The 25,293-nt window shown below is 44.0% G+C and carries 21 protein-coding genes and 1 tRNA gene; 10 read left to right on the plus strand and 12 right to left on the minus strand.

Annotation, left to right across the window (positions count from 1 at the left end; all coding sequences use genetic code 11):
- Positions 1–217: 217 nt before the first annotated feature.
- Positions 218–592: an HU family DNA-binding protein gene (locus KCV26_13305; protein WZX36269.1), complete on the minus strand. Its 375-nt coding sequence runs from the start codon at positions 590–592 to the stop codon at positions 218–220.
- A 54-nt stretch (positions 593–646) separates the two neighbouring features.
- Complete coding sequence (locus tag KCV26_13310) at positions 647–805, minus strand: hypothetical protein (GenBank protein WZX36270.1); 159 nt, start codon at positions 803–805, stop codon at positions 647–649.
- 423 nt (positions 806–1,228) lie between these two features.
- Here KCV26_13310 and KCV26_13315 point away from each other — a divergent pair, with 423 nt between their 5' ends.
- The 4 genes from KCV26_13315 to KCV26_13330 all read left to right on the plus strand — a co-directional run bounded on the left by KCV26_13315 (position 1,229) and on the right by KCV26_13330 (position 4,444).
- Positions 1,229–3,019, plus strand: coding sequence for a HAMP domain-containing histidine kinase (locus KCV26_13315; GenBank protein WZX36271.1), 1,791 nt, complete (start codon positions 1,229–1,231; stop codon positions 3,017–3,019).
- A 97-nt stretch (positions 3,020–3,116) separates the two neighbouring features.
- Positions 3,117–3,386: a type II toxin-antitoxin system ParD family antitoxin gene (locus tag KCV26_13320; GenBank protein ID WZX36272.1), complete on the plus strand. Its 270-nt coding sequence runs from the start codon at positions 3,117–3,119 to the stop codon at positions 3,384–3,386.
- Complete coding sequence (locus KCV26_13325; protein WZX36273.1) at positions 3,367–3,666, plus strand: type II toxin-antitoxin system RelE/ParE family toxin; 300 nt, start codon at positions 3,367–3,369, stop codon at positions 3,664–3,666. The genes KCV26_13320 and KCV26_13325 overlap by 20 nt, the downstream gene beginning before the upstream one ends.
- Before the next feature lie 73 nt (positions 3,667–3,739).
- Positions 3,740–4,444 (plus strand): response regulator transcription factor, encoded by a 705-nt coding sequence (locus KCV26_13330; protein WZX36274.1) that lies wholly within the window; start codon positions 3,740–3,742, stop codon positions 4,442–4,444.
- A gap of 1 nt (position 4,445) precedes the next feature.
- Here KCV26_13330 and KCV26_13335 read toward each other — a convergent pair whose 3' ends face one another.
- On the minus strand, positions 4,446–5,345 hold the full coding sequence (locus KCV26_13335) for a hypothetical protein (GenBank protein WZX36275.1): 900 nt from the start codon (positions 5,343–5,345) through the stop codon (positions 4,446–4,448).
- Positions 5,346–5,594: 249 nt separating this feature from the next.
- On the opposite strand from KCV26_13335, the gene KCV26_13340 reads away from it, so the two are divergent.
- The gene (locus KCV26_13340) at positions 5,595–7,094 is read left to right on the plus strand and encodes a Zn-dependent exopeptidase M28 (GenBank protein WZX36276.1); all 1,500 of its coding nucleotides are present in this window, start codon (positions 5,595–5,597) and stop codon (positions 7,092–7,094) included.
- 4 nt (positions 7,095–7,098) lie between these two features.
- Here the strand turns inward: KCV26_13340 and KCV26_13345 are convergent, their stop codons facing one another.
- The 3 genes from KCV26_13345 to KCV26_13355 are packed head-to-tail and all read right to left on the minus strand — an operon-like array spanning position 7,099 to position 8,940.
- The gene (locus KCV26_13345) at positions 7,099–8,019 is read right to left on the minus strand and encodes an SPOR domain-containing protein (GenBank protein ID WZX36277.1); all 921 of its coding nucleotides are present in this window, start codon (positions 8,017–8,019) and stop codon (positions 7,099–7,101) included.
- Between the two features lie 37 nt (positions 8,020–8,056).
- On the minus strand, positions 8,057–8,635 hold the full coding sequence (gene ruvC, locus KCV26_13350; protein WZX36278.1) for a crossover junction endodeoxyribonuclease RuvC: 579 nt from the start codon (positions 8,633–8,635) through the stop codon (positions 8,057–8,059).
- The gene (locus KCV26_13355; protein WZX36279.1) at positions 8,632–8,940 is read right to left on the minus strand and encodes a DUF4286 family protein; all 309 of its coding nucleotides are present in this window, start codon (positions 8,938–8,940) and stop codon (positions 8,632–8,634) included. Before KCV26_13355 ends, ruvC begins: the two co-directional genes overlap by 4 nt.
- A gap of 86 nt (positions 8,941–9,026) precedes the next feature.
- Between KCV26_13355 and KCV26_13360 the strand changes: the two genes are divergently transcribed.
- Positions 9,027–9,100: transfer RNA gene (locus KCV26_13360), tRNA-Ala, on the plus strand.
- A 76-nt stretch (positions 9,101–9,176) separates the two neighbouring features.
- Here KCV26_13360 and KCV26_13365 read toward each other — a convergent pair.
- Genes KCV26_13365 through KCV26_13375 form a run of 3 tightly spaced genes read right to left on the minus strand, consistent with a single transcriptional unit; the run spans position 9,177 to position 13,389 of the window.
- On the minus strand, positions 9,177–10,037 hold the full coding sequence (locus tag KCV26_13365) for a glycerophosphodiester phosphodiesterase (GenBank protein ID WZX36280.1): 861 nt from the start codon (positions 10,035–10,037) through the stop codon (positions 9,177–9,179).
- A 36-nt stretch (positions 10,038–10,073) separates the two neighbouring features.
- Positions 10,074–12,344: an alpha-galactosidase gene (locus tag KCV26_13370; protein ID WZX38393.1), complete on the minus strand. Its 2,271-nt coding sequence runs from the start codon at positions 12,342–12,344 to the stop codon at positions 10,074–10,076.
- A 37-nt stretch (positions 12,345–12,381) separates the two neighbouring features.
- On the minus strand, positions 12,382–13,389 hold the full coding sequence (locus KCV26_13375; protein ID WZX36281.1) for a family 43 glycosylhydrolase: 1,008 nt from the start codon (positions 13,387–13,389) through the stop codon (positions 12,382–12,384).
- Between the two features lie 138 nt (positions 13,390–13,527).
- Here KCV26_13375 and KCV26_13380 point away from each other — a divergent pair, with 138 nt between their 5' ends.
- The 4 genes from KCV26_13380 to gcvP all read left to right on the plus strand — a co-directional run bounded on the left by KCV26_13380 (position 13,528) and on the right by gcvP (position 20,600).
- On the plus strand, positions 13,528–15,552 hold the full coding sequence (locus tag KCV26_13380; GenBank protein WZX36282.1) for a hypothetical protein: 2,025 nt from the start codon (positions 13,528–13,530) through the stop codon (positions 15,550–15,552).
- Positions 15,553–15,718: 166 nt separating this feature from the next.
- On the plus strand, positions 15,719–16,858 hold the full coding sequence (locus tag KCV26_13385; protein ID WZX36283.1) for a PHP domain-containing protein: 1,140 nt from the start codon (positions 15,719–15,721) through the stop codon (positions 16,856–16,858).
- 152 nt (positions 16,859–17,010) lie between these two features.
- Entirely contained in the window at positions 17,011–17,661 is a 651-nt protein-coding gene (locus KCV26_13390; GenBank protein WZX36284.1) for an MBL fold metallo-hydrolase, read from the plus strand.
- 89 nt (positions 17,662–17,750) lie between these two features.
- Positions 17,751–20,600 (plus strand): aminomethyl-transferring glycine dehydrogenase, encoded by a 2,850-nt coding sequence (gcvP, locus tag KCV26_13395; protein WZX36285.1) that lies wholly within the window; start codon positions 17,751–17,753, stop codon positions 20,598–20,600.
- Positions 20,601–20,660: 60 nt separating this feature from the next.
- Here gcvP and KCV26_13400 read toward each other — a convergent pair whose 3' ends face one another.
- From KCV26_13400 to KCV26_13410, 3 genes are read right to left on the minus strand one after another with little or no spacing between them, the layout of a single operon-like run.
- A complete protein-coding gene (locus KCV26_13400; GenBank protein WZX36286.1) occupies positions 20,661–23,300 on the minus strand; it encodes a hypothetical protein in 2,640 nt (879 codons plus the stop codon).
- 6 nt (positions 23,301–23,306) lie between these two features.
- Positions 23,307–24,170 carry a GLPGLI family protein gene (locus KCV26_13405; protein ID WZX36287.1) on the minus strand — a complete coding sequence of 288 codons (864 nt, stop codon included), beginning with the start codon at positions 24,168–24,170 and terminating at the stop codon, positions 23,307–23,309.
- 21 nt (positions 24,171–24,191) lie between these two features.
- Positions 24,192–25,091: a GLPGLI family protein gene (locus KCV26_13410; protein WZX36288.1), complete on the minus strand. Its 900-nt coding sequence runs from the start codon at positions 25,089–25,091 to the stop codon at positions 24,192–24,194.
- Positions 25,092–25,293: the final 202 nt, after the last annotated feature.

A 25,293-nucleotide genomic window follows, 5' to 3' on the forward strand; every position in this document is an offset into this window, starting at 1 on the left:
ACTGTTGTCCCGAAGCATCGGGATGTTAAAAAGTTTATGCGTTCGGTCGTTTGGGGGTTTTTGTTAAGCAAATTCCCGCGTGGGGGGGCTCGTCCACTTGTCGCTTGTTCTTGCCTACGTGCGCGAATATTTTTTCTCACGTGGGTAATTTTATTTTCTCGCGTGCCTAAATATTTTTACGCGCGTGGGAAAATTCAAGCGTCCGGCGCGTCTGTTCTTATTCGGCTTTCTCGAAACTGATTTTGGTCAGTTTTTCCTTGAACTCCACGCTCGGGGTAAAGATGACTTTCACTCCCGAAATCATGCCCGTGTTGAATGCCTTGGGGTCGGTTGTTCCCTCGCTCGAGAACGAGAGGCGCAGCGTGCCCAGGTTGCCCAGGTTTACGCTCTTGCCCATCAGCAGGTAGCGGGGCACGGTGGCTATCAGGCTTTCGATGACGTTGGACACATCGCCGCGCGACAAGGACGATAAGTCCATGATGTCTGTCGCGATTTCTTTTTGTCCTATCCTTCCTTCGTTGACGGGCTGCGCGTACCATTTCTTTTGGCTGCGGTCTTGCGGGTTTTCCCGCTCAATTAATTTGTACTTCATAACTGTTCTGTTTTTATATTAATACTGATGTTGGTAAGATTTCCTCATCACTCCTTACTCTTCGCTCTTTTCTCCTTGCTCATCGCTCTTTTTCGGAGGCGGGGGCAGCGCGCCGTTCAAGGCATCCAGAAACTGCTTGTACGAGTCAGCCAACTGCCGCAAAATCTGCCGTATTCTTTCCGCATCTTTCCCGATATTGTCTTTTCCGCTCATTCTTTTCCTATACTAAAATGCCTGCATTCATATACATCGCAAAATTAGGGGATAAACAGGGGGCTGTCAATCCGTAAAAACACGTATTTTTAAATGTTAAAATTGCGGGTTTTACGTACGTGTTTTGTGCAAAATGTAGAAGTTATGACACGTGTGCGAGTGGCAATGTTAACCCGCGCACGTGAGCAGATGCTTTTCTGTTAATTTCTGTATTTATTTTTAACAAAATGGTTGGTTGTGTTAAAAAACGTTTGTATATTTGTCGTGTCAGAAAAAAATCGCGTTCGTAGTACTAAAATCATTTTTTGATAAAAACAACTACTGATTAAAGTTTATGAAACGAGCATCTAAATTAGTTACACCCATGTGCATGATTAAAAGCGAGTTTCATACGATACCTTTGAAAATAATAGTTTTAATCGTATGAAAAAAATCTTCATTGTCATCCTGCTTGCCGCCATGTGCTCCACGTTGTTCTGCCGGGCTTTATCCGAAAGCGGCGACTATTATGCCAAAGCGGATAAGTATTACCTGAACGCCAAAAACGACTCGGCGCTGGTATGCCTCGACCTTGCCCTGGCAGGCATGCAAGACACCGCCCATTACGCGCGCAGGGCGGAGGCTCTCCTTCTCCGAAGCCGCGTGCTGGGAACCCTTACCTTTTTTGAACCGGCTCTCGAAGATGCCATCCTCTCTTACGATATCAGCAAGAAACACAAAGACAACCGGCTGACCGCCCTGTCGATGCTGGCTGTTGGCAAAGTGCATTACCTGATGTATAATGATTCGCTGGCAGAAGATTATATGCTCCAAGCCAAAAAACTGGCAGAACGAAATCACCTGAATAGAGAGGTGATGATGGTCGAAAATTCGTTGTCGCAATTGTATTCCGTACTCGAGCGCAACGAGGAATGCCTCGCGCTGGCGGCTAAATCGCTCGAAACTGCAAAGCAACTGAAAGATACCCTGTACATGATCCAAAACCTGAACCTGCATGCCGCCTATTACACCAACCTGAATCGCTATACCGACCCCGTGCTACCCGAATACCAAGTGAAAGTGAAGCAGTATCTGGACGAAGCGATGGAATTGGTTGCCATGAAGAATATCCCGCTGCTCACCCTGGGCACTTATGCCAATTATGTGCGCTACTACCGGGTGGAGAAAGACTACAATAACGCATTGAACTATGCGCATAAAGTAATAGAAATGTGCGAGCCGACTCACTATGCCATGCTGATACAGATGTATGACCATCTGGTAGGGATTTACGCGCATCTCGGCGACGTGAAAATGACCATAAACAGCCATCAACGGTTTCATGAACTGATGCGCCGCCAGTCGGACTACACCCTGCACCGCTCGCTGCAGGAGATGCGGGTGAAGCATGACGTGGAGGGGAAGGAACAGGAAGTCAAACTCGCGCGGACGCACCGCCTGCTGCTGGCGGTTGTCGCTGTATCTGCCTTGCTGCTCGGGGGGATGTTTTACGTCATGTACCGTATCCGCAGGAGGCAGAACAAGCGTCTGCACCGACTGAATGCAACCAAAGACAAACTGTTCTCCATAATTTCGCACGACCTGAAAGCGCCCGTAGCCGCACAGCGCATGGCCGTGGAGAATATGCTTGAAAGTTTTGACGATTATAACACGGACTCCTTGCTGAAAAACCTGAACGAGTTCCGCCGGGCAATTGAAACCCAGCTGGAGCTGCTCCAAAATCTGCTCAACTGGGCGCGCATGCAAACCGGCGAGATGAAATACCGCCCATCGCTGTTTGACTTGTCTGAAATGATGAGGGAGGTAATGGAACTTTACCGGCTGCCCGCGCAAAACAAAGCAATAACCCTGCGGTTGAACAGCGATGAACGCTGTATGGTTACCGCCGACCGCCAGATGATACACACGGTGCTGCGCAATCTGCTGAACAACGCCGTGAAATTCACGCCCGAAGAAGGAGAAATCAACGTCGATGTAACGTGTGATGAAACGGGTGTTTCGCTTCGGATAAAAGACAACGGCGTGGGAATAAGTGAAGAGGATGTGAAAAAAATAGTAACGCTCGGCGAAAGCAAATCAACCAACGGCACCCACGGAGAAACAGGTAGCGGGCTGGGACTGATTATCTGTGAAGAAATGCTTGTCAGAAACAATAGCCGACTTATTATCCACAGCGTGAAAGGAAAAGGCACGGAGGTGGGGTTTGATATTTAGGGGTTTGGGCGGTGAAAACGTTTTTTTATATATTTAACTCGTGGAGGTTTGCAAGGTGTACCAATAATTGGTATTTTCGCAAAAACAATTTTTAATTATGGCTAAAAATACATCCATTTTACTTGGCGACTATTTCAATAATTTTATAAACAAGCAAATTGAATCCGGAAAATTCTCTTCGGCAAGTGAAGTTGTGAGGGCGGCGCTCAGAATGTTTGAACATGAAGAAGCTAAAAAAACGGAATTGATTAAGGAACTTAAAAAAGGAGAGCAATCGGGGTTCATTAAGAACTTCAATAGAGAAGTTTTTTTAGATAATTTACATCAAAAACATAAATTGCCCAATAATGGAGTTGAAAATCAGTAATGAAGCTCAAGCTGACCTTGAAAAAAATTGGCTTTATACTTTTGAAACGTGGTCAATAGAACAAGCTGATAGATATGTCGGCTTAATTCTTGACGAAATAGAATATATAGCCAATAATCCAAAGGCAGCAAAAAATTACGGCAAAATAAGAAAGGGATATTTTCGTTCAAAAGTAAAATCACATTTCATCTTTTACAGAATTAACCTTGAAAAGAGTTGTGTTGAAATAATTAGGGTGTTGCATCAACGGATGGATGTTGAAAACAGACTGAACGATTAAATTCCAACCATACATTCCACAGGCTTGGCAGCAAGCACACAACCCCGCATTAAATCTTCAAACTTAAAAAAATATGCATACAGTAATTTTAGTTGACGACCACGCCATGTATCGAGAAGGAATAAGATCCTCGATGTCTAAACTAACTGAGTGTCCATGCGAAATAATTGGAGAGGCGGGTTCTGCCGCTGAGTTTTTCATGTTTCTGCAAAAAGGCGATATTCCCGATATGGCGCTGCTGGACATTATGCTGCCCGACTTGTCGGGAGTGGAAATAGCGCGCAAACTCCGGCTGGAATATCCCGAAATGAAAATCATCATGCTCTCTTCCGAGGTTTCAGAAGAATTGATTACCGAATTGCTGGAAATAGGCGTGGACGGATACCTGAATAAATTGGCGCGCAGGGAAGATTTGCAGGCGGCATTATGTACGGTAGCAGGGGGCAACCCGTATTTCGGGCGGAGCGTTGCCAAAATGATGTACGAAATTTATCTGGCACAACAATATCAAAAAGATAGCCCGCGCAAAAAAGGGATTTTCAATTATAAAAAACAAATTTCACCGGCGGCGCCATCAGAATCCATTCTCTCTGAACGTGAAACAGAGATAATCTGCCTGCTGTGCGATGGTAAATCAATGAAAGAAATTGCCAGCCGTTTGTGTATCAGCATACGTACCGTAGAAACGCACAAAAGCAATATACTGGCAAAATTAGGCTTTTCCAATCTCGTTGATTTGGTGAAGTTTGCCATTAAAGAAGGGCTGGTGGAAATCTGAATCATTTACCCCTTCCCGGCCTGAACTTAAGTTCCAGTTTCGGCTGCGGGCGCATCTTGCCCGAAAACATATCGCGTATCCAAATCAAACCTGCTTCCGCACCAACAGTGGGTTGAAACCAGTACTCAACAGTGCCGCCGTAGTGCGTGTTGTCCATCATCGGCATCATGGGTACAGCAGGGCGGTTGGTCTTTTGCGTCACCGGAAATCCGCCGTAGGCGTTCAGGAACCAGTCGTCGGATAATCGGTATCGGGCATGTAAATCCACCAAGACGGCCGATTGATTCAGCCCAAACATGTTGGCGCCGGTCTTCATAAAGCCGGCACTGCCTTCTAACATCAAGTTCCTGCCTGCCAGATACTGTAAATCTGCAGAGACGCTCCAGAAGGGAATAACGTTAAAATTTGAATTATACATCCCCGATAACCCCGCATTGAGATTGGGTGTAAGCAGATAGCTAGCCCCGGCATTCAGTATATAATAGTTTCCTTTCCCAAAAAAAGGGGTTTCCACTAATCCCAGTGTAGCTGCAGAATAAAGGCTTATTCTCGGAACCGGTGAATAGGTTGCTACGGCTGTTCGTGATTTGGAATTAATATTATCCGATCCGGTACCGTAGAACTGAACGCCCGATGGTTGTGTGCGAGACATAAGGTAAGGATTTACCGTGAAGTCGTTGAAGCGGTTGTATTGAAGCCCGTCTTTTCCCACGATCGGGTGTATGGTGGGAATAGTGACGGAAACACCACCCGGTGCAGCAGAATCGGAGGGCAAGGACAACGGATTTTTCGGGATTATCCTTAAACTGTCTTTTCTGATGGGGTTCTCTTGTGCGCACACCGAATAAAACACCAGAAACATCAGGAAAAACAGAAGTAAAAGTCGTTGCGGAATCTTCATATTGTATATTTTGGCCGTTACACTATCAAAATCAGACCGCCTTTCTGACAGATTTCAGTCTAATATCTGTTACCTGCTATCTATAACAAAATTAATCATTTGTTTCTTAAGAGATGCCCAATTTTTCAAAATCACTGCATAAGAAAAGTTAAAAGTATTCGGGAGGTTTCCTTTTTGAAAGGAAGTTTGATGGCGGATTTTACGTAAATATGAATATCTTTGCAAAAAAAAAATCAAAATACATTTCAAATGCATATTATCAGAAAAGTTTGCTTCCTCGTTCTGCTGATAGGAAGCCTACCTGTTGGAGCGCAGAACAAAGTGAGCAGAAAAATCATGGAGTTAGGAAAAACGGATAACCGCACCATGCAACATTTGGATATACTCACCAACCGGATCGGCGGTAGGCCGATAGGTTCCGACGCTTATGAAAATGCTACGTACTGGGTGGCCGGTAAACTGAAGGAGTGGGGGTTGGAAGTGGAAATTCAGGAAGTGGGAGAAATGCCCGTGGGTTTTAACCGGGGCCCCTGGTTTGGGAAAATGTACAGTGATACCTCCATGTCACTCGATTTTGTAACGCCTAGCTATACATCCGGAACAAAGGGAGTACAACGCGGACATGTGGTTGTTGAACCCAAAACCCGGCAGGAGTTTGAACGGATGAAGGGGAAATTGAAAGGAGCATGGGTGTTGATTGAAGGACAGAATACCGGTTTTCCTATTGATCACTCTGTAAGCGGAGATTCCCTGCGGAGTGCCATCATTGCCAAAAAAGAAGCATCTCCAAACGATTCTGACAAAATCACCGAGCCGGCATTATTCTATAAGGAGATGAGGGAAGCCGGAATTCTGGGAACGATCCAGTCGGCTCCGGTTCCACTGGTGGCGATGTATGACCGGAAAAATATTTACAGCTTGTCGTTTGATAACCTGCCCACCATTCCCGATATAAAATTGAATGAAGATCAGTATAATATTATTCGAAAAAAAGTGGAAAGGAGGGAGTTTGTAATGTTGGAATTTGACATACGCAACCATTTCAAACCCGGACCGGTAAAATACCACAATGTGATAGGAAAGATCCGGGGGACGAAATATCCGGATGAATACGTGATGAGCGGCTGTCATCTGGACTCCTACGATTCCTCCACTGGGGCGGTTGATTGTGGGACGGGCGTTGCTCCTAATCTGGAAATGGCGCGGATGATCATGGCTGCCGGAGGAAACCGTCCCGACAGGACGATTTTGTTTTGTTTTTGGGCAGGAGAAGAGTTTGGGTTGTTGGGCTCTAAATTTTGGGTGGAGAACAATCCGGATAAATTGAAAAAGATATCCAATTATTTTAACCGTGACGGCGGTCCAACCGCCGCATCGGGGTTGAACGTTCCCGAAAATATGTACGACGATATTGTAAAATGTACGGAGGGGTTAGCCGATTACAACCCTCAGATTCCTTTCACCGTTGAAAAAAGCACACAACCTCCTCGTGCAGTCCCCATTACTGCCGGAGGTAGCGATCATGCCTATTTTGCCATGAATGGCGTTCCGACTCTTGCTTTCAGCAATACGGATCCGTTAGGGTATAATTTCAGTTACCGGGAAATCTGGCATACTACCCGCGACCTGTATAACTTAAGCATTCCTGAGTACATGGACTATACATCCGTAACGCAGGCGGTTACAGTTTATAACATGGCTAATTTAAAGAATTTGTTACCGCGGGACGGGATTTATATTCAGGAGTAAACGATCACCTTTTCAATACCCAGGCATCCCGGTGATTGGGAAAATCCTTTTTGAGCTGTTTCAGGTTTTGTTCAGCTTCCTCGCGTGTAGAGAAAGACAAGGCGTAAACATCGATACGATTGGGGCGATCGATAACGGAAGCAGCTGAAAATCCTTCGGAATGCAACAGGGCAATCATGTCATCGGCTACATTGCGAACCTGATAAACACCGGTCACGATGTAAAACTTGGGGCCTTCCGATGACAGCGTAGCTTCTACTTCGGGTTGGGTTGTGGTAATGTTTTCACTAAGCTCCGGCGTTTCCCCGGAAACAACTCCAGCCGCAACGGATGGAACTGAACCGAGGGAGAAGAATTGAGCCGTTTGATGGCGAAGAGTACTGTCCTGAATGGGGAAAAGAAGCATTATAGCGGCAATAACCGCTGCTGCAGCTGCACCAATGCCTGCTTTCCTTACAATGGATTTCTTGCTGCTTTCCGGTATTTCGACTAACTGTGCAGCCGGCTGCAGCTGAATTACGGGTTTCAAGGAAGCACTGGAAAGCCCAAAGTGTTCGGGTCGCACAAAATTTTTTGACTGATAAACAAACCGCTGATCATCCACCATCCGGAAACTTCCCAGATCGCCCAGATCGACAGATTTCTCAGAACGTAACTGGTTTTTAATCTGTCGCACGGAGTCATTGATTTTTTGTGTGGCGTTTTCAAAAGAAATGCCGTCAATACGCATGTAAGACTCCACCAATAATCCGTCGTTGTGGGAGAGTTCTCGATTAAATACCAGTTCACACTCCGGTGGATTGAAAACCGAGAGTCCGTTTCTGTGGGCAGGAGCCGTATTCACAACAAATCCTCCCAGTGAAGGAACAATTACACAATTGTGTGTATGTAAAAGATATTCTATATGGGAAATCAGCTGGTTCATAACGCAAAGATAAAAAAATGATTATGGATTTGAAAATTTATTTTCTTATTTTTGTCTGATTACGTTCTGCAAAATCTTTCCAGTTCTTGTATTTAAGACCATCGGATTGAACACCCAAAGACTGGTAATAGTGGCACATGGCTGCAGCCAGACCGTCCGTGGCATCCAGCTGAGGAAGCATGTTCGCGTCAGGGATCTGCAGAATCTTTTGCAACATGTAGGCCACCTGTTCTTTTGCCGCACGCCCATTTCCGGTAATGGACATTTTTATTTTCAACGGAGCGTATTCAAAAATGGGAACGTCTCGTGCTATGGCTGCGGCCATGGCAACACCTTGTGCACGGCCAAGTTTGAGCATGCTTTGCACATTTTTACCGTAAAAAGGTGCTTCAATAGCCATCTCATCGGGTAAATATTCTTCGATCAAGCTGACAACCCGTGAATAAATTTTTGCCAGACGAAGGTAATGGTTTTCATATTTGTCGAGCTGCATAACACCCATTGCTTCAAGTGCCGGCTTGTTCCCGAGGACCTTGAGAATTCCGTATCCCATAACTTGTGTCCCCGGGTCGATACCCAGAATAATTCGTTCTTTTATAGGCGGTTGTTGTATCATAGATCAATGGGTTGCAAAAGTGTTGCAAATCCCTGAATGTTTTGTCCAAATCTTGTTGTTATTAAAAAATAGAGCTTTCTTCCCACAGTTTTGTTCCATTCCTCCAGGGCTTCAATTGTATCGGATTTAAACTCCAGGGCATAGGAGGCATCCCCGTTGTCGTCTTTAGAAAAAACACGTGTGAGCCTTGGCTCTTTCATGACATGGTTTTGGGTGGATAAGGGGATGTACTCGTTACGGATAAAATCCAGAAACTTGTTCTGTAATTCTGTCGGAACGCTAAAAGTAGTGTTATAAATAATCATTGTGTTCTTTTCTGTAAATTTACTTTTCGAATACCGTTGCAAATTTAAATAAAAACTCTATCTTTGCAAACCGAAACAAAAAACATGGGGGATTAGCTCAGCTGGCTAGAGCGTTTGACTGGCAGTCAAAAGGTCATCGGTTCGACTCCGATATTCTCCACTTATCTCAGGATTAAATGTTTATTTATGTGAGTGATGCTTGCAGGTGTCGTTTATGAGTGCCTAAATTAATGATTTCACTTTAACTTAATCCAAGAAACATTTGCTTTTACCCATTTCGAAATTGCCAAAGGAACATCCGTACACAAATGATCACCTCCTAAGGCAACCCCTAGTAAAAAATCCTCTACAGACGTGCCGGGCCATAGACAAACCGTAAATCCTTCTTCTTTCGCATGCTGAACCATCCCGCGTGTGGTTCCATCAATTCTGCACGCGACTCTTTTAATTCCAAGTTCGTTGGCCTCCTGCAGCAGATTTTCACTCAATCCTTCCGATTTTATTAACATTAATTCTGTTTTCGGACGATTTTCTTTTAAATACTTCAGTGGTCTTTTGTCAAAGGATGTCAATACATATGTGGATGTTGGCGGTTTCGCTGCATATATTTTATCACAAAGCTGGTCGCAATAGCGCTTTAAAGTGGCTTCATCATACATGGGGTTATTTGTTTTCATTTCGAATTCCACATATACCTCCTCTTTATCGTTGAAAAAATCAAGAACCTCTTCCAATGTCGGAATTGTATTTCCCTGTTTCGTCCTTAATTTTCTGATCTCATTTAATGTTAAATATTCAATGGGACGATCAATGCCGACCGACCGGAGCAAAGATGCGTCATGTAAAAGGACTAACTTACCGTCCTTCGTTTGCCGTATATCAATTTCGTATCCGCGAATACCCCGCTCATAGGTTTCTTTCAGAGCATTGATCGTATTTTCTTCGTATTCAAGCATTCCACCACGATGAGCGTGGATATTGACATTTATTACTTGTGCATAACTGTTGAAAAAACAACACAGAATTATTAGAATCGCTAATTTCACTCTGAATGAAAAACCCATTCTTTTTACACGGCCATCTGCATTCATGATCATGACTTTTATGGTTTAATTTTTTTTAAAAAAGATATATTAACTAATCTTCTGTTTGAATTTGATGGAAAAGTCCGTTTCCCCAGACTCTTCTCCTTGAAAAGTGATCGAAAGCACATCCTGATTTTGAATAACACGACATTTGGCGTCTTTACATGTTATGTCCCCGAATGTATATCGCCGAGGAACTTTGATATACATGGATAAAGGAAACGACCCGACAAGCCGAACAGTTCCGTTCAATAGCATTCGCTTGCTTTCCCATTCCATAGCCGACACCTCCATACCATTTTGGGTAATGTGACGATCACTACTGATCCATTGAGGAACATCTTTTATCGGATGGATGGCCACCAATCTCACAGCATGAGGAGGAACTTCCAACGAAAATTGTTTCTCAATCGATTTATAATTAAAAGGTTGTTTTTCCCAGAATTCAAAACCGGTGTAATCCTGATTCTCGATGCCTAACTCCTCCGGCGTTGTAGATATGAAGTTTCTCTGATCCTCCCAATTAAAAAAAGCGATCACATTATACTTGCCTATAAATTCGTGTTGTATCCGCAAATTCCACACAGGCATTGTCCCAAAATAGGGATAGAGATTCCCTGGACGAACATCTGCTACGGGCAATGTCTGTTGTAGAATTTTCATTTTTCTTTCCTCTAGGCCAGCTAGTTTATCACCAAAAAATGTCATTTGTCCGGGTAAAGCGACAATCGTGGCCGAGGTACGTGCTTCCTCCAAAGGAAGATCACCCACAAGCAAGGTATCGGGATCTGCTATCATTACGATATTGTGAGTAAATACTTGATTAACCAGACAACTTGCCTGATTTACCACGCCACTCCACACGACCGGCTGGTTAGGATGTACAATATCTGCCCCGATACGGGAGGCCTCTGCATATCTCGCTTCCGGACCCGAAGTATGTCCTTGACAGGCCAGAAATACCCGGTCCTCACCCATTCCTTCACGGAATGCCTGTACGCAGAGTTCAAAAGGATTGAGGCAGGACGGATCGTTGAAACACGCCCTGATTTCGGGTCGTTCGTATAAATGAGCGCAGTAACCGGAATTTCGTCCCGACATACCATCAATCTTAAAAAACTCATATCCCCATTCCCTGGATGCGATCCGGTGTATTTCCCGCAGGTGTTCTCTCGCTTCCCTTACCGTGGGATCCAGAGTGTACTTGCCGTTCCAGGAGCTGATGGGTTTTCCGTTCTTGTCGTGCAAGAACCAGCTATGGTGTTCCTTATAAAACAATTCATTTCCCGTGCCAAAAGGAGCCATCCACAACCCGGGACGAAAACCCAGCAACCGTATTTCATCGGCCAACGCTTTCATTCCTTTGGGAAATTGTTTTTCATTTACCTCAAGGTTCATGTTGTAGAAGTCCCTCACTGGCAATTGATCGGAATTTCCTTGCCAAGACTCGATGGACCAAAACTCGCAACCGAAAGGTTGAAGGTACTTCTTTCCAATCCGGGCTTCGGCCAAGTTGTCTTCCGCCGAAGCTTTATCGAAATAGGTGTTCCAGGACATCCATCCGGTAGGGACGACAGGACAGCGTTTCCTGTCAATGGGCTGATAGTAGGGGATATATCGTTTTTGAAAGTAACCAGGCTCCATGTTGAAGACAAAAACCGTCTCAGCGGCATCTTCGATTCGTCCGCTTAACCGGAATGAAAACTCCCCCTTGACAACCGTTTGGATCCTGAAATTTGCGGCAGTGAACTGTAATAAAAGATCATCCTTCGGAGAGAATAAGGAATCATTCAGGAGCGAATCGGCAAACCCACTCATCAGATTTAACACCCTCTCTCCGACAACGGGTTTGGTCCGACAGGGAAAAGCATCTTCTGAAAAGAAAATAGTACCCTCAAAAGAGAACCTCCCTGCGAATCGCTGTGCTGTCCGGTGGTAGAACAGTAGCTCTAGCTGCGTGCCTACTGTATTGAGCACCCAATAACCCTGCACGTCGCCTCGAGGATCCACCAAGGTATTCCGGTTGGCAACTCCGTCCCGGGAGCAGCAGACCATCCAGGGCGTATCGTCCGACAGAAAACGTAATTTTCCCTTTAGGGTCACATTTAGATTTTGCAGGATAAGTTGAGCATTTCTCTCGTCAAAATCAAATTTCCACACAGCAGAAAGTGTATCTTTTTCTTTCTCGATAATCCCTTGTCCTTCGGAATTATTTGGTGTGTCGGGAAAGCGAGAGGTAAAACTTGTTAATCCATTTGCGGATGTTAGTGCGACACCGCTAATTGCAACTTTTTTTAAAAAATCTCTCCGTTCAATCATGGGTTGCAGATGTAGTTAAATAATTTACTGCATAACGTTAAAGCGTTAATTCCTGAAGCAGTTGCAGGGTATCTCCGGTATCTTGCAGTTCGAATATCCGGGCACGTTCCTGGCCTCTCGGTGAGTTGGGACGGTGAAAAGTCATGCATAGACGGCCTTCGAAAGTGCGGAATATCATGCCGTGTCCGCCGTTTTGCGTGAACAGTGGCTTCTCTTGTTGTACCCATGGCCCGTGTATTTTTCCGGTTACCGACTCCGCTATTCCAATGGCATATTCACCGTTCATAAAGCTGGACCATATCATCAGTAATTTACCTGTTTTGGTGCGGTAAAGAAAACATCCGTCGGTAACGTACGATTTTACGGAAATGTTGTCGTGTGAGGATCCTGTGGACCAACCGGCTGCCGAAGCGTGAAACAAGGTCAGCGGGTCTCCTGCGGGAGCGGAAAGGTCTGCAGACAGTTCCACCAATACCATGGTACCGTCGATCACCTGCACCCATTCGTGGCAATAAATCATATAGGGGCGTCCCTCCTCAACCCATAATGTTCCATCAAGCGCCATTTGGTCCATAGGTGTATGAGGTACTTTTGCGTAAGGGAGGAAAGGCCCATCAGGATGGTCGGAAACAAAGATTTGTGTTCCCCGGAAAAGGTATTTAGGCCATCCTTGCTGCTCTTTCTTCCACTGAATATTTGAATTTAACGTGGCAAAAAGGTAGTATTTCCCATTATAAGTGTGCACTTCGGGAGCCCAAACCGCTCCGGTTATCCAGTTGTCATCCGGCACAGTAAACACCTGCACCGGACCTTCCCAGTTTTTCAGGTCCCTACTTTTATAAGCCTCAACTCCTCCCATAACTTTTCCCGAAGTATTGACTGAAGCGGATTTGTACATGTAGTAATATCCGCTTTTTTTATCTGGCATAATGTAAGGATCACGGATAGGAATTTCCGATAGCTTTTTTACGGTCTGACCGCATAACGGCAAAGCGTTGATAACAATAATGAAAAAGAGTGTTAACGATTGATTTTTCAGGTCCATATTATTATTTTGTATTCAAAGATACACAGAATCTTTCAGGAAACAGGAAAAAATCGATAATTTTGTCGTCGTGACAAGAAAGTAATTTATTTTGTATTTCTGTCCGCTCAACGAACTAATGATTTTGTTTGCGATAAAATGAAAAAAACAGGGATCGGGGTACTGGCGTGCCTATTATTATGCCTGCAAGGCCAGGCGCAGCTGAAAGTAGAAGATCACAGACCGTTGTTTGTCTTGAAGAATGATGCGATCATTACCGCTCCGGAGGAAGGAGTCTGGTCGGTTGCCACAGGATGGGAAAACGACTGGATGACAGAATGGGTCCATGCTACTCCAACTGAAGTGGAGCAATACGATGAATGGACTATCCTGAAAGGAGAGATTGTGTTGCCGCATGGAGTTCTCTACATGAGGGATGCCTATCGTGAGGAAAAGCCGGGATTGATCAAATGTGTACGGCGGTTTGAATGGAAAGGGGAAAAGACATTATCTCCTTTAACCCTCTCTGTGCGTTTGCGCGTAAAAGGGAAGGAGATGTCCGTTTTTATGCCCGGGATTCTTTACTATGGAAATAAAAACGGAGCGCGTGTCAATCCCGACATTATTCCGGTTTATACAGGGAAAGCCGGTGAATTTGCCATCTTTGAAGATCATCGTTACCCGATGCCGTTTGTAATGCTGGAAAACCGGGAAGATCAATACGCGGCCGCGATTCATTTTACCCCCAGCCCCGTGCGTGGAGCTTTGCTAGCTGATCAATGGTGGTCTGCCGGTGTAGAGGCTGGTGACGGGTATACAGATTTTGTCCTTTATTCCGGCCCTATCGGCTACAACAAAAAACACAGTGTAGCCAAGGCTCTCCAGTTAACTCCCATGAAATATACCAATACCTATTTGAGTATGGAGCCGGGACGTATTATCGAAAAAGAATTTTATATCGAGCTGTATTCAATTGATCGGGAAGGGAGCGGTTTTCAACAACCGGTATACACTTCACTGGATTTGCACAAACCCTATGATGCGGAGAGGTTTCCGGATTTCAATACGATACTTGCAAGCAAATACCGCTTTGCCCGGAGCCGGTGGGTGGATTACGGCAATAATGCCGCAGGCTATGGAATGTATGATTTGCAAAACAGAAAAGATATGGTGATGGGATGGTGCGGCCAGGCGGAATCCCCGGGATATGCGTTGCAGGTTCTTGCCGACCGGTTAAACGATGAGGATTTACCGGCTAAAGTACAGCAATCGTTGGATTTTCTGGCATCATTTCCGGTGAATAGGGAGAACGGGATGTTTCCTGTGGGTTTTAACGGAAAAGAATTCTATGGGGGTGATCATGTTTCGTGCGGACAAGCGCTGTATAATTTTGCCAAAGCAATTGAAACGGCTCAAAAAAACAAACGGTACAACACGGAAAAATGGGAAGCATTTCTCACATCGGCATGCGATGGACAGGTAAAACGAATATTGAATCCGGCCTGGGATCCTCACTCTACTGCCGAAGGTTTTTACATGGCACCACTGGCAATAGCATCGGTTCTGTTTGGTAAAAAAGAATACCGACAAGCCTCGGAAAAAATAGCCGCAATCTACGCGGATCGTCACCTTGCCATGGACGGCTGCTATTGGGGAGGTACCCTCGATGCGACCTGCGAGGACAAAGAGGGGGCATGGGCTGCTTTCCAGGGTTTTTTGGAACTGTACGAGCGGTTCAAAGAGGATAAATACCTGGACTGGGCCAAACACGCGATGGACGTATGCCTGAGTTATGTGGTGGTGTGGGATATCCCTTTACCCGCAGGACGTCTAGCCGACTTTCATTTCAAATCGACTGGTTGGAGCGTAGTCTCTCCGCAAAACCAGCATATTGATGTCTATGCCGTCCTATTCGCTCCGGAAGTTTATAAGATGGGCAAATATCTGGACGACGACCGGTTAAAGCAATTGGCGAGAGTAATGTACCGCTCGTGTTTTCAGCTTACTGATATGTACGGGTCGCAGGGAGAGCAACTGCAACAGACCAATTTTGCGCAGCGCGGCGATATGAGCAATGTACATAACCTGCGGGGTGGATACGCAGAAGGCTGGACCGTTTTCTGGATTACAGCGCATTTCCTGAATGCGGCGGCTCGTTTTGTGGAACTTCAAGTTATTCCTTAAAAACAAGAGTCTTTTCCGGTTATCCGGTTTTTTTTGTCAGAACGCATGTGTGTGAGTGTGGAAATGCTGTTTCTTAATTAGAACGTAATATTTTTCCGGATTTATTTTTGTTTCTTTGTATCCGGAATCATCTGAATTTTATACATAACACAAATAAAATAATCGTATGAAAAAGACAATTTTTACCCTGTTTCTTGCTTCTTTTTTCGCCTTTGTTTCGCAGGCCCAACAGATCAATAACGGCGTGATGAATCTCAATGAATTTTCCAGGCCCAACAAACGCAGTAATATCGTCATACCGGATGTAAACGGCTTTAAGGTGCTGAAGTGTGACTTCCACATGCACACTGTTTTTTCCGATGGCGATGTCTGGCCTACGGTACGTGTTCAGGAAGCGTGGAGGGAAGGGCTTGACGCCATTGCAATAACCGATCACATGGAGTATACGCCAAAAAAAGACGATATTACACCCAACAACAACCGTCCTTATGAAATAGCGAAACCCAGTGCTCAACGGCAGGGGATTACCCTGGTAAAAGGAACGGAAGTGACCCGCCAGACTCCTCCCGGACATTTCAATGCCTTGTTTATCGGTGATACGGACGATTATTTAACCGTGAACACCAACGAGACGGATCGTGAAGCCGTGATGAAAGCCGAGGCACAAAATGCTTTTATTTTCTGGAACCATCCCGGTTGGCAGCCCGGAATAGCCGGTTCGTATGAATGGCTTCCGTTTATTGAAGATTTGTATAAAAATAAAGCGCTCGACGGAATAGAGGTTGTTAACGGAACAGGTTTTCACATGAAAGCACTGGATTGGTGTATCGACAAAAACCTGACCGTAATGGGATCGACAGATGTTCACAATTTAATCAGCCTTAGTTATGACAACAGCCGAGATTATGTACACCGTACGATGACCCTTGTTCTGGTCCGTGATAACACTCCCGAATCTGTCCGGGAAGCGTTGGATGCACGAAGAACAGTGGCATGGGCAAGTAAATACCTCATGGGAAAAGAAGAAAATGTCCGCTCTCTGTTTAATGCATGTGTGGAAGTTCTTCCTAGCCATCATTCCGAAACCAATCGCGAGGGAAAAACCATCAAATATTATCAGATCAGAAACAACAGCGACTTGTATTTCGAGATGGAACGTACAGCCGGTAACGGCCCCGGACGTATTGTCCTTTATCCGCAATCGTCACAAGTAATTGCCGCCGAGAGCGGCCAACCCGTATACAGCGTGGTTACCACTTACGTCCGCAGCGACAAACATCTTTCTGTGAATTTACTGTTACCTTAATTTTTTTAGGGAGATATAAAACGAAATATGCTATTCCGGTTTTCATTTTCGAGATGACGCCGGAATAGCTTTTTTTTACACTACAATTTGAAAAGAAAGCCGTATATTTGTATCAAAATAGGAAACGCATTACAAGAAATTTCTGCCGATAGATGAAGATTAAGACATTCGAATTTAACCCATTGGGAGTTAACACCTACGTATTATATGACAGAACGGGTGAGTGTATTGTTGTGGATGCATCCTGTTTTTTCCCCGATGAGAATAAGCTGCTGCTTAATTTTATACTGGATAACAACTTAGTTGTTAAACATCTTGTAAACACTCATTTGCATTTTGATCATATTTTCGGGGTAAATTTTTTAGCATCGCAATTTGGTTTGAAACTCCTGGTGCATCGGGACGATATTGTCTTGCTTGAAAACCTGTCGCAACAACTTCAGCTGTTTGGATTCAATACAAATGTGGATTACCGGCCTGAAATCGGCGGTTTTCTTGCTGAAAACGATGTAGTTTCTTTTGGAGAGCAACAATTGAAGGTCTTGCACGTCCCCGGACATTCTCCCGGAAGCATTGTTTTCTACAACGAAAAAGAGAAGCTTGCCCTGGTCGGAGATGTACTTTTCAACGGAAGCATCGGACGCACAGACTTGCTCGAAGGAAGCTTTGAACAACTTACCGAAGGTATTCGGACAAAACTCTTTACTTTTCCCGATGATACGGAAGTTTACCCGGGACATGGCCCCAAAACAACTATCGGACAGGAGAGAAGATACAACCCTTTTGTTGGAACAGGGAGTTAGGACCACGGGTGAAAAACAAAGGATAAGGAGCTAAGATGCTCTTAATTCGTAATTTGTAAATCATAATTAAACTTTAAACAAATAACTATATGGAAATGGAGCATTTTAAAACCCGTCATATCGGAATTAAGCCGGAGGACTTGGGCAACATGTTGCAGACCGTAGGAGTCTCTTCTGTTGACGAACTGATCGATCAAACTATTCCGGCAGATATTCGGCTAAAGAAGCCTTTATCATTGCCTAAAGCACAATCCGAAATGGAGTACGCCGAAGAGATCGGACGTATTGCGTCGGCAAACAGAGTTTTTACGTCATACATCGGTATGGGATGGTACGATACGATTACGCCTGCTGCCATTTACCGCAACGTATTTGAAAATCCCGTATGGTACACCTCTTATACGCCATACCAGGCCGAGATCTCGCAGGGAAGGCTCGAGGCATTGCTTAATTTTCAAACGGCAGTGAGCGAACTGACCGGCCTGCCCCTGGCCAATTGTTCGCTGCTGGACGAAGCTACTGCAGCTGCAGAAGCAGCAACAATGATGTACGGGTTGCGAAGCCGCGATCAGGTGAAAAATAACACGGAAATCCTTTTTGTTGATCAATACATTTTCCCGCAAACACTGGGCGTCTTACGCACGCGAATGGGAATGGCAGGCATCGAAATTGAAGTGGGGGATTACAAATGTTTCGATGCGGAGAAAAAATATTTTGGCGCCATCGTACAGTATCCCAACAGCAACGGAAATGTGGAAGATTACCGGAGTTTTGTGGAAAAAGCACACGCATCGGATTGCAAAGTGGCTGTTGCCGCGGACCTGATGTCGCTCGTATTGTTGACACCTCCGGGCGAGTGGGGAGCTGATATTGCTTTCGGCAGCAGCCAGCGTTTTGGGATTCCCATGTTTTTCGGTGGTCCTTCGGCTGCTTTTTTTGCCACGCGTGATGAGTATAAACGCAGTATGCCGGGGAGGATCATTGGCATATCGAAAGACGTTTACGGCAAGGATGCACTGCGCATGGCCCTGCAAACACGGGAACAGCACATCAAGCGCGAAAAGGCCACGTCCAATATTTGTACTGCTCAGGCATTGCTGGCAACTATGGCCTCGTTCTATGCCGTTTACCACGGACCCGAGGGATTGAAAAAGATTGCGAAACGTATTCATTCCGTTACCTCGCTGGTGGCAGATGAGTTAAAAGAACTCGGGTTTAAACAGCTTAATAGTAGCTACTTCGATACGCTAAAACTGCAGCTTCCCGAAAATATAACGCAAGGCGGTGTGAAAGACCTGGCTGAAATGCGCAACATCAATCTCCGTTACTTCGATACCGGAGAAATAGGTATCAGTATCGATGAAACAACAGACGGTTATCGTGTTCATGAATTACTGGCCGTGTTTGCCATGGCGGCAGGAAGCTCCAAGGTATTTATGATTGACGAAATGCCGGAGAAAATAACGTTGAAGGGAGATCAGTTGCGCACCTCGGATTTCCTGTCTCATCCCAACTTCAATAATTATCACTCCGAGACTGAGTTGATGCGTTACATCAAGCGGTTGGAAAGAAAAGATATATCCCTGGCACATTCCATGATTTCGCTCGGGTCATGCACCATGAAACTGAATGCGGCATCAGAGCTTCTCCCTCTGGGGCATCCGGGATTTCAGAAAATACACCCATTTGCTCCTGAAGACCAGGTGCAGGGTTATCAGGAAATGATTCATGAATTGGAATCCATGTTGGCTGAAATTACCGGATTTACGGCAACGAGCTTACAACCCAATTCGGGTGCTGCCGGAGAATTTTCCGGGTTACTGGTTATAGCCAGTTACCTGAAGAGCATTGGCCAGGGACATCGCAAGACAGTGCTTATCCCGGCTTCTGCACACGGAACCAATCCTGCCAGCGCAGTGCAGGCCGGTTTTAACCCGGTGACTGTGGCGACGGATATGAAAGGGAACGTCGATATGGAAGATTTGCGGAAAAAAGTAGAAACACATCGTGACGATCTCGCTGCCTACATGATTACCTATCCCTCTACACACGGTATCTTCGAAGTCGAGATCCGGGAAATGTGCAACATCATTCACGAGGCGGGCGGACAGGTTTATATGGACGGTGCGAACATGAACGCACAGGTCGGGCTAACTAACCCCGGAACTATCGGAGCCGATGTTTGCCACCTCAACCTGCACAAAACATTTGCTATCCCTCACGGCGGTGGTGGGCCGGGAGTTGGCCCTATTTGCGTGGCCGAACATTTGGTGCCCTTCCTCCCGGGCCATCCAGTGATGTTCGAATCGGGCGTGAATGCCGTCTCTGCTGCTCCTTACGGCAGCGCAGGCGTGCTTGCTATTACTTACGGATATATAAAAATGATGGGAACGGATGGCTTAACGGAAGCCACTAAAATAGCTATCTTGAACGCCAACTATCTGGCTGAGAAATTAAACGATTCTTACGGGATCGTTTATCGCGGAGCGAACGGCAGGGTAGGGCACGAGTTGATTCTGGAATGCCGGGGATTGAAATCCGTTTCCGGAATCACAGAAACGGATATTGCCAAACGACTGATGGATTACGGATTTCATGCGCCCACACTCTCGTTCCCTGTCCACGGGACGTTAATGATCGAACCTACCGAAAGTGAAAGCCTTGCCGAGTTGAATCGATTTGTGGATGCCATGCAGCAAATCCATGCCGAAATCATCGAGGTCTCACGAGGCGAATACACTGCCGAAGACAATGTACTGGTAAATGCTCCGCATCCCGAGTACGAATCGGTTGCCGACGAGTGGAAGCATGCTTACCCGCGCAGCAAGGCGGTTTATCCGTTGCCTTTCGTGGCAGAAAACAAATTCTGGGTAAATGTTGCCCGCGTGGATAATGCGTTTGGCGACAGAAACCTGGTAGCGTGTTTATGCAGTATGTAGCAATTTTCAAGAACTACTGCTTCATACAGTTTAATTTCACTTAACTTTTTCATATGTTAGTCACAAGATTTTAAATCTCACTCTCAAAAGTATTTCTGACGGGCGCAAATCATATATTGAATAATAACTGCTGATATCGCTGTAGGAATAGGTTATGAACTTGTTTGTATTAAAAATGTTTGTCCAATCCAGCATTAAATCCACGTTTTTTAACTTGTATTTTACACCCAGGTTCCCAAACCAAGATGACCGGGCTTCAGACTCTATCAAGCTGTTGAAATAATGATTGAACGATATATTGAAAATCAGTTTTTTTACCGGAATTATTGAGGTGCCTAGATTTTGTGCAACATTATGAACGGCCGGCATGGATTGATTGCGGATTTTACTTCGGGTATGGCGATAAGAAATGTCGTATTTGAGGACCATAAATCTGCCAATATCCGTAGTAATGGAAGGGGATAAGGAGTAAGAGTCAAAATTCAAATTCGAAACAATGCCTTGATTTAGCGACAGGGTTTTGCTTTTATTATAACTTGCAAACAACTTCATTTCCGATTTTATCGCATCGATACTTTGGCTGAAAGAATAATCCAACCCGTAGTAATGCGAAGTATTAGTATAAGGAATACTCGTGGAACTGCTCATTATGCCGTTATAGCGGACATCTCCAAGTGTATTGCGCCATATATTGGAATAGGATAACCTGAAAGATGTAAATAATGTTGTAAAGGGATTTTTGTAACTGAAATGCACGAAAGTGCCGGTTTGATGGTTTTTGCCGAGCAATCCGTTACTTCTGTTCATTCCCCGGTAATTAGCCATGATATATCCCAGATAATCTTCGTTAATACCCCCAAATTGATTTGAAAAACGTACGTTTGAAAACAAGTCCCATCGCGAACTGATAGGATATTGAATGATCAGGAGTGGTGAAATAAGCACATGCCCCCCGTTTTTTGAAGTATTTCGAATGTGGGCGTTCCGATTGATAAACAGATAACTAACCGGAAAAGAAAGAATCGGTTTGAAATTTTCCGAAAAACGATAAGACAGGCTCCCATTAAGGCGAATACCAATTTCGTTTCGATGTAATCGGTTTCGTAAAGTGTCTGCCGAAACTGATGAAATCGCATCAGACACAAAAAGGCCGGACTGCATAAAGTAATGATCGGAAAATACATTGGTGCTGTAGCCAACCGTAAAACGCTTGCCCAAGTTTCCTCCAGATACATACAGATTAGTTTTTAAATGGTTATAAGAAACCTCTTGCCGGATTAATGTATCTGATTCTTTTAAGTTAGTAAAAACTTCATCGAACAAAACAGGTGAAACGCTCAGTGAATGATTCTGCATAGTATAGGATATTTGAGAGCCAACCCTGAAATTTTTATTCTCTTTCCGGCGCAAGTACTCGAAATCGTTGCCAATGTTGAACGATGGAAATTGTAGAAATTGGGATATGTCGCGTACAGCGGCAATTTTACCGGTATGCTCGTTCCATCTGGAAGATACATTGAGCTTGTTATTCAGGAAATATTCATCGGTATTCCCCTCCAGTGTAAGTGTTCCCTCCAGCTCACGCTTTAATAATTGGGCATTCATATCTTCGGTTATGTGGATGTTTCCACCGTCAGCCACAAATATATCTCGTTTTGAATAACTACTGCTTTTTTGTTGATCGTATAAATAATTAAGGTTCCCGGTCAGCGTAAGATCTTTCTTTAATGCTTTCAGGCTGTTGAGCGATCCCAAGTGTGCATTATTAAACAGATGATGCTGTTCTCTTATGGCAGGCGGAACGGGTGCAATTACCGACATGAAGTTTACCGGGCCTCCGCCGGATCCACCGTAAAAAGACGTCAACTCCCGCACGATATCCCGTCCTGTATTATCGCCCTTATAGACCGACATATCTTGTTGAGTCGCCGAGAAACGCATTCCTACCAATTCGTTGCTCAATAACATAGGTGGAAGTCCCGCTCCGGCTTGCGCAGTAAGAAAAAAAGCACCGTGTGCCGATTTTTTTAATTTAAGATTAATGGCGGCTGCTTCGGGAATTTCCATGTCTTTTAGCGCCTTGATGGGTTGGTGGTTCTCAAGCACTTGCACGGATGCCACTTTTGTAGCATCGACATTATTGGTGGCGATACCGTACTTCCCTTTCAGCAGGTCCAATCCTTCTACATAAAATTTGCTGATAGCTTTGTTCTGATAGAGTATCTGTCCCGAAGATAACACTTGGATTCCGGGCAGTTTTTTTAATACGTCGCCAATGCTGCGGTCGGTTTCGTCCAGAAAACTCGCTACATCGTAATGGATAGTATCACCCAACTGACGGATTTTAGGTGCCTGGACAATAACTTCTTTTAGCTCCATTGTTTTTTCAACTACCAAGAATTCCACGAACCCTATATCGCTTTTTACGTGTTTTGTCTGGCTTTCCAATGTCATGGCTTTCACGGATATTTCTACCGAGTCGGGCATATTGGCGCTCCTTAGCGTGAACGTCCCCTCTTTCGAAGTCATCGAATAGGATATAATTGATGTTGAGCCTACAGGATGCATTGTAACGGCAGCATTTGCAACAGGCTCCCGGGTTTGTTGGTCAAGTACTCGGCCTTTGATTTCTTTCTGAGCAAAAACAGCACTAAAAGAAAGCAACAGTATTAGAATGAAAAGAGTTGTTTTTCTGCTCATTTATGCTTATTCACCTATTTCCATTTCGGGATATGTAATGGGGTTATTTATATTGTAAAAAAAGATTATTGAGTTTGAACTTTCGTAAAAACCATACCCAACTTTCTGATACTTATTTTGTTTTAATTTATTAAATAGCTTATAATCGATTGTTTCAAAAGTATTATTTAAAATATCATTGACTTTCAATATCGGAGAATCAATCTTTTCCAGTCCAATGGCTGTCATACAAAAAACGTTGTCAGAATCCTCAATTTTCATAATCATTCCGGGCAATCCGTGAAATTTCCACGGGCCGTCATTAATAGGAATATCAATTGTAAACCATGCATAGTATCTGCGACCTCTAAACTGCGTTACAGCCTTCATACAATGATAATTAAGAATAGTCGCTGTATCAGCTAATATTTCCCAGTCTAAAACAATTGACTCGGCTACTTTATATTTATATTTTAAATCATTATCTCTGCCTAATGTAATAACTTCATTAGAAAGACGTTCCTTAAAGATATATGCAGTCTCAGCTTTTCTTCCACCAGTTGTTTCATCTACTTTCATGTTTAACTCCAATCTTCTTTCGAGTTCTTGTTTGTCGGTTGAAAAACGTAACCTTTTCATTTTCAGAAAATTTGAATTATCTGTGGAATCAATAGTTCTGAGTCTCCAGTCATAGTATACCGAATATGAATTTTCAATATCTAAAGCCATGGTATCGGTTATGACAAAAGGGTCTCCATTCTTAATTGCTTGCTGTTCGGCTCTATAGATTATACGGAAAATGGCAGAGTTTTGCGTTTCTTTGATCGATTGTGCTTTTGCGGATAAAAACAACAATAAAAGAGAGTTAATAATTGATACAGACTTTTTCATTTTTGAATTTTTTGCTGGTATTCATTCTATAATTTTCATTTCAGGATACATTATCGGATTTTTGCTCCGATAATAAATAACGGCATCACCATCAGAAAAGCCGATAGTAATACGACTAAATTTATCTTTTCGAAATGCTTGCCATTGTTTTATGCTGCCATTTAAGTATCCTGACACAAATCGAAAATCCCAATCAATAGCAATTTCCGTATCTGTCAATTCTTGCATGCCAATAGCATTTAATTCAAATACTTTCTCATTGTCTGCTATTTTCAGTATCAGTCCAGGTAATCCATAAAACTTCCAAGGCCCTTCATTCATAGGCAGATCTAACGTAAACCATGCGGCATATTGACGGCCTCTGAAAACTGTGGTTGCTTTGTGGCAGGGATAATTCAGAATAGTAAGCATATCTTCACTTATTAACCATTGTTGGGGTGGAATAAATTCAATAATACGAAAAAGAGCGAATTTATCGAAAGAGGTTATCGGTCCCTGATCTATAGTTATGATTTCGTTCTTCTCTTTATTTTTAAATATTTTGGCAGATTCACCCAGATTATTTCTTAAGTTTCTGACTTCTAAGACTTCTTGTTTAGCAGTTAACCGTTTTTCTAAAGCTTCAGCATCACTGCTGTAACGTATTTTTCTTGGAGAAACCTTGTTTGCAGGAGTCTTGTCTTGTCCAATAAAAAAATACGATGACCAGTTTTGCCCAATATCTAATGCCATGGTATCCGTAATAATTATTGGGTTACCATCTTTCAGTGCACGTTGCTCGACTTTATAAAACACACGAAAAAAAGCGGAATCTAATATTTCGCGATTGGGTGTTTTTTGAGTAGACTCCAGGGCTGGTGAACCAATAATTGTCCAAAATAGGAATATAGAAAGTAAGATGATAAATGTTTTAATCTTCATATAACAATATCCTTTAATTGGGGTAATCGATAAAGATCCCACATACTTTCACACTCTAACCTTCTTTTTCTATATCGATTATTCAATAGATCGCCTATTATCAATCGTTTCTATATGCTGTTTCTTGCGGACATCAATTCAAATGATTCAAAAGAAAATATTTTTTGCAAAATAAGCACGTTCCTAAAATATCCATACATTT

The sequence above is a fragment of the Petrimonas sulfuriphila genome, assembly GCA_038561985.1.
Lineage (GTDB): Bacteria > Bacteroidota > Bacteroidia > Bacteroidales > Dysgonomonadaceae > Petrimonas > Petrimonas sulfuriphila.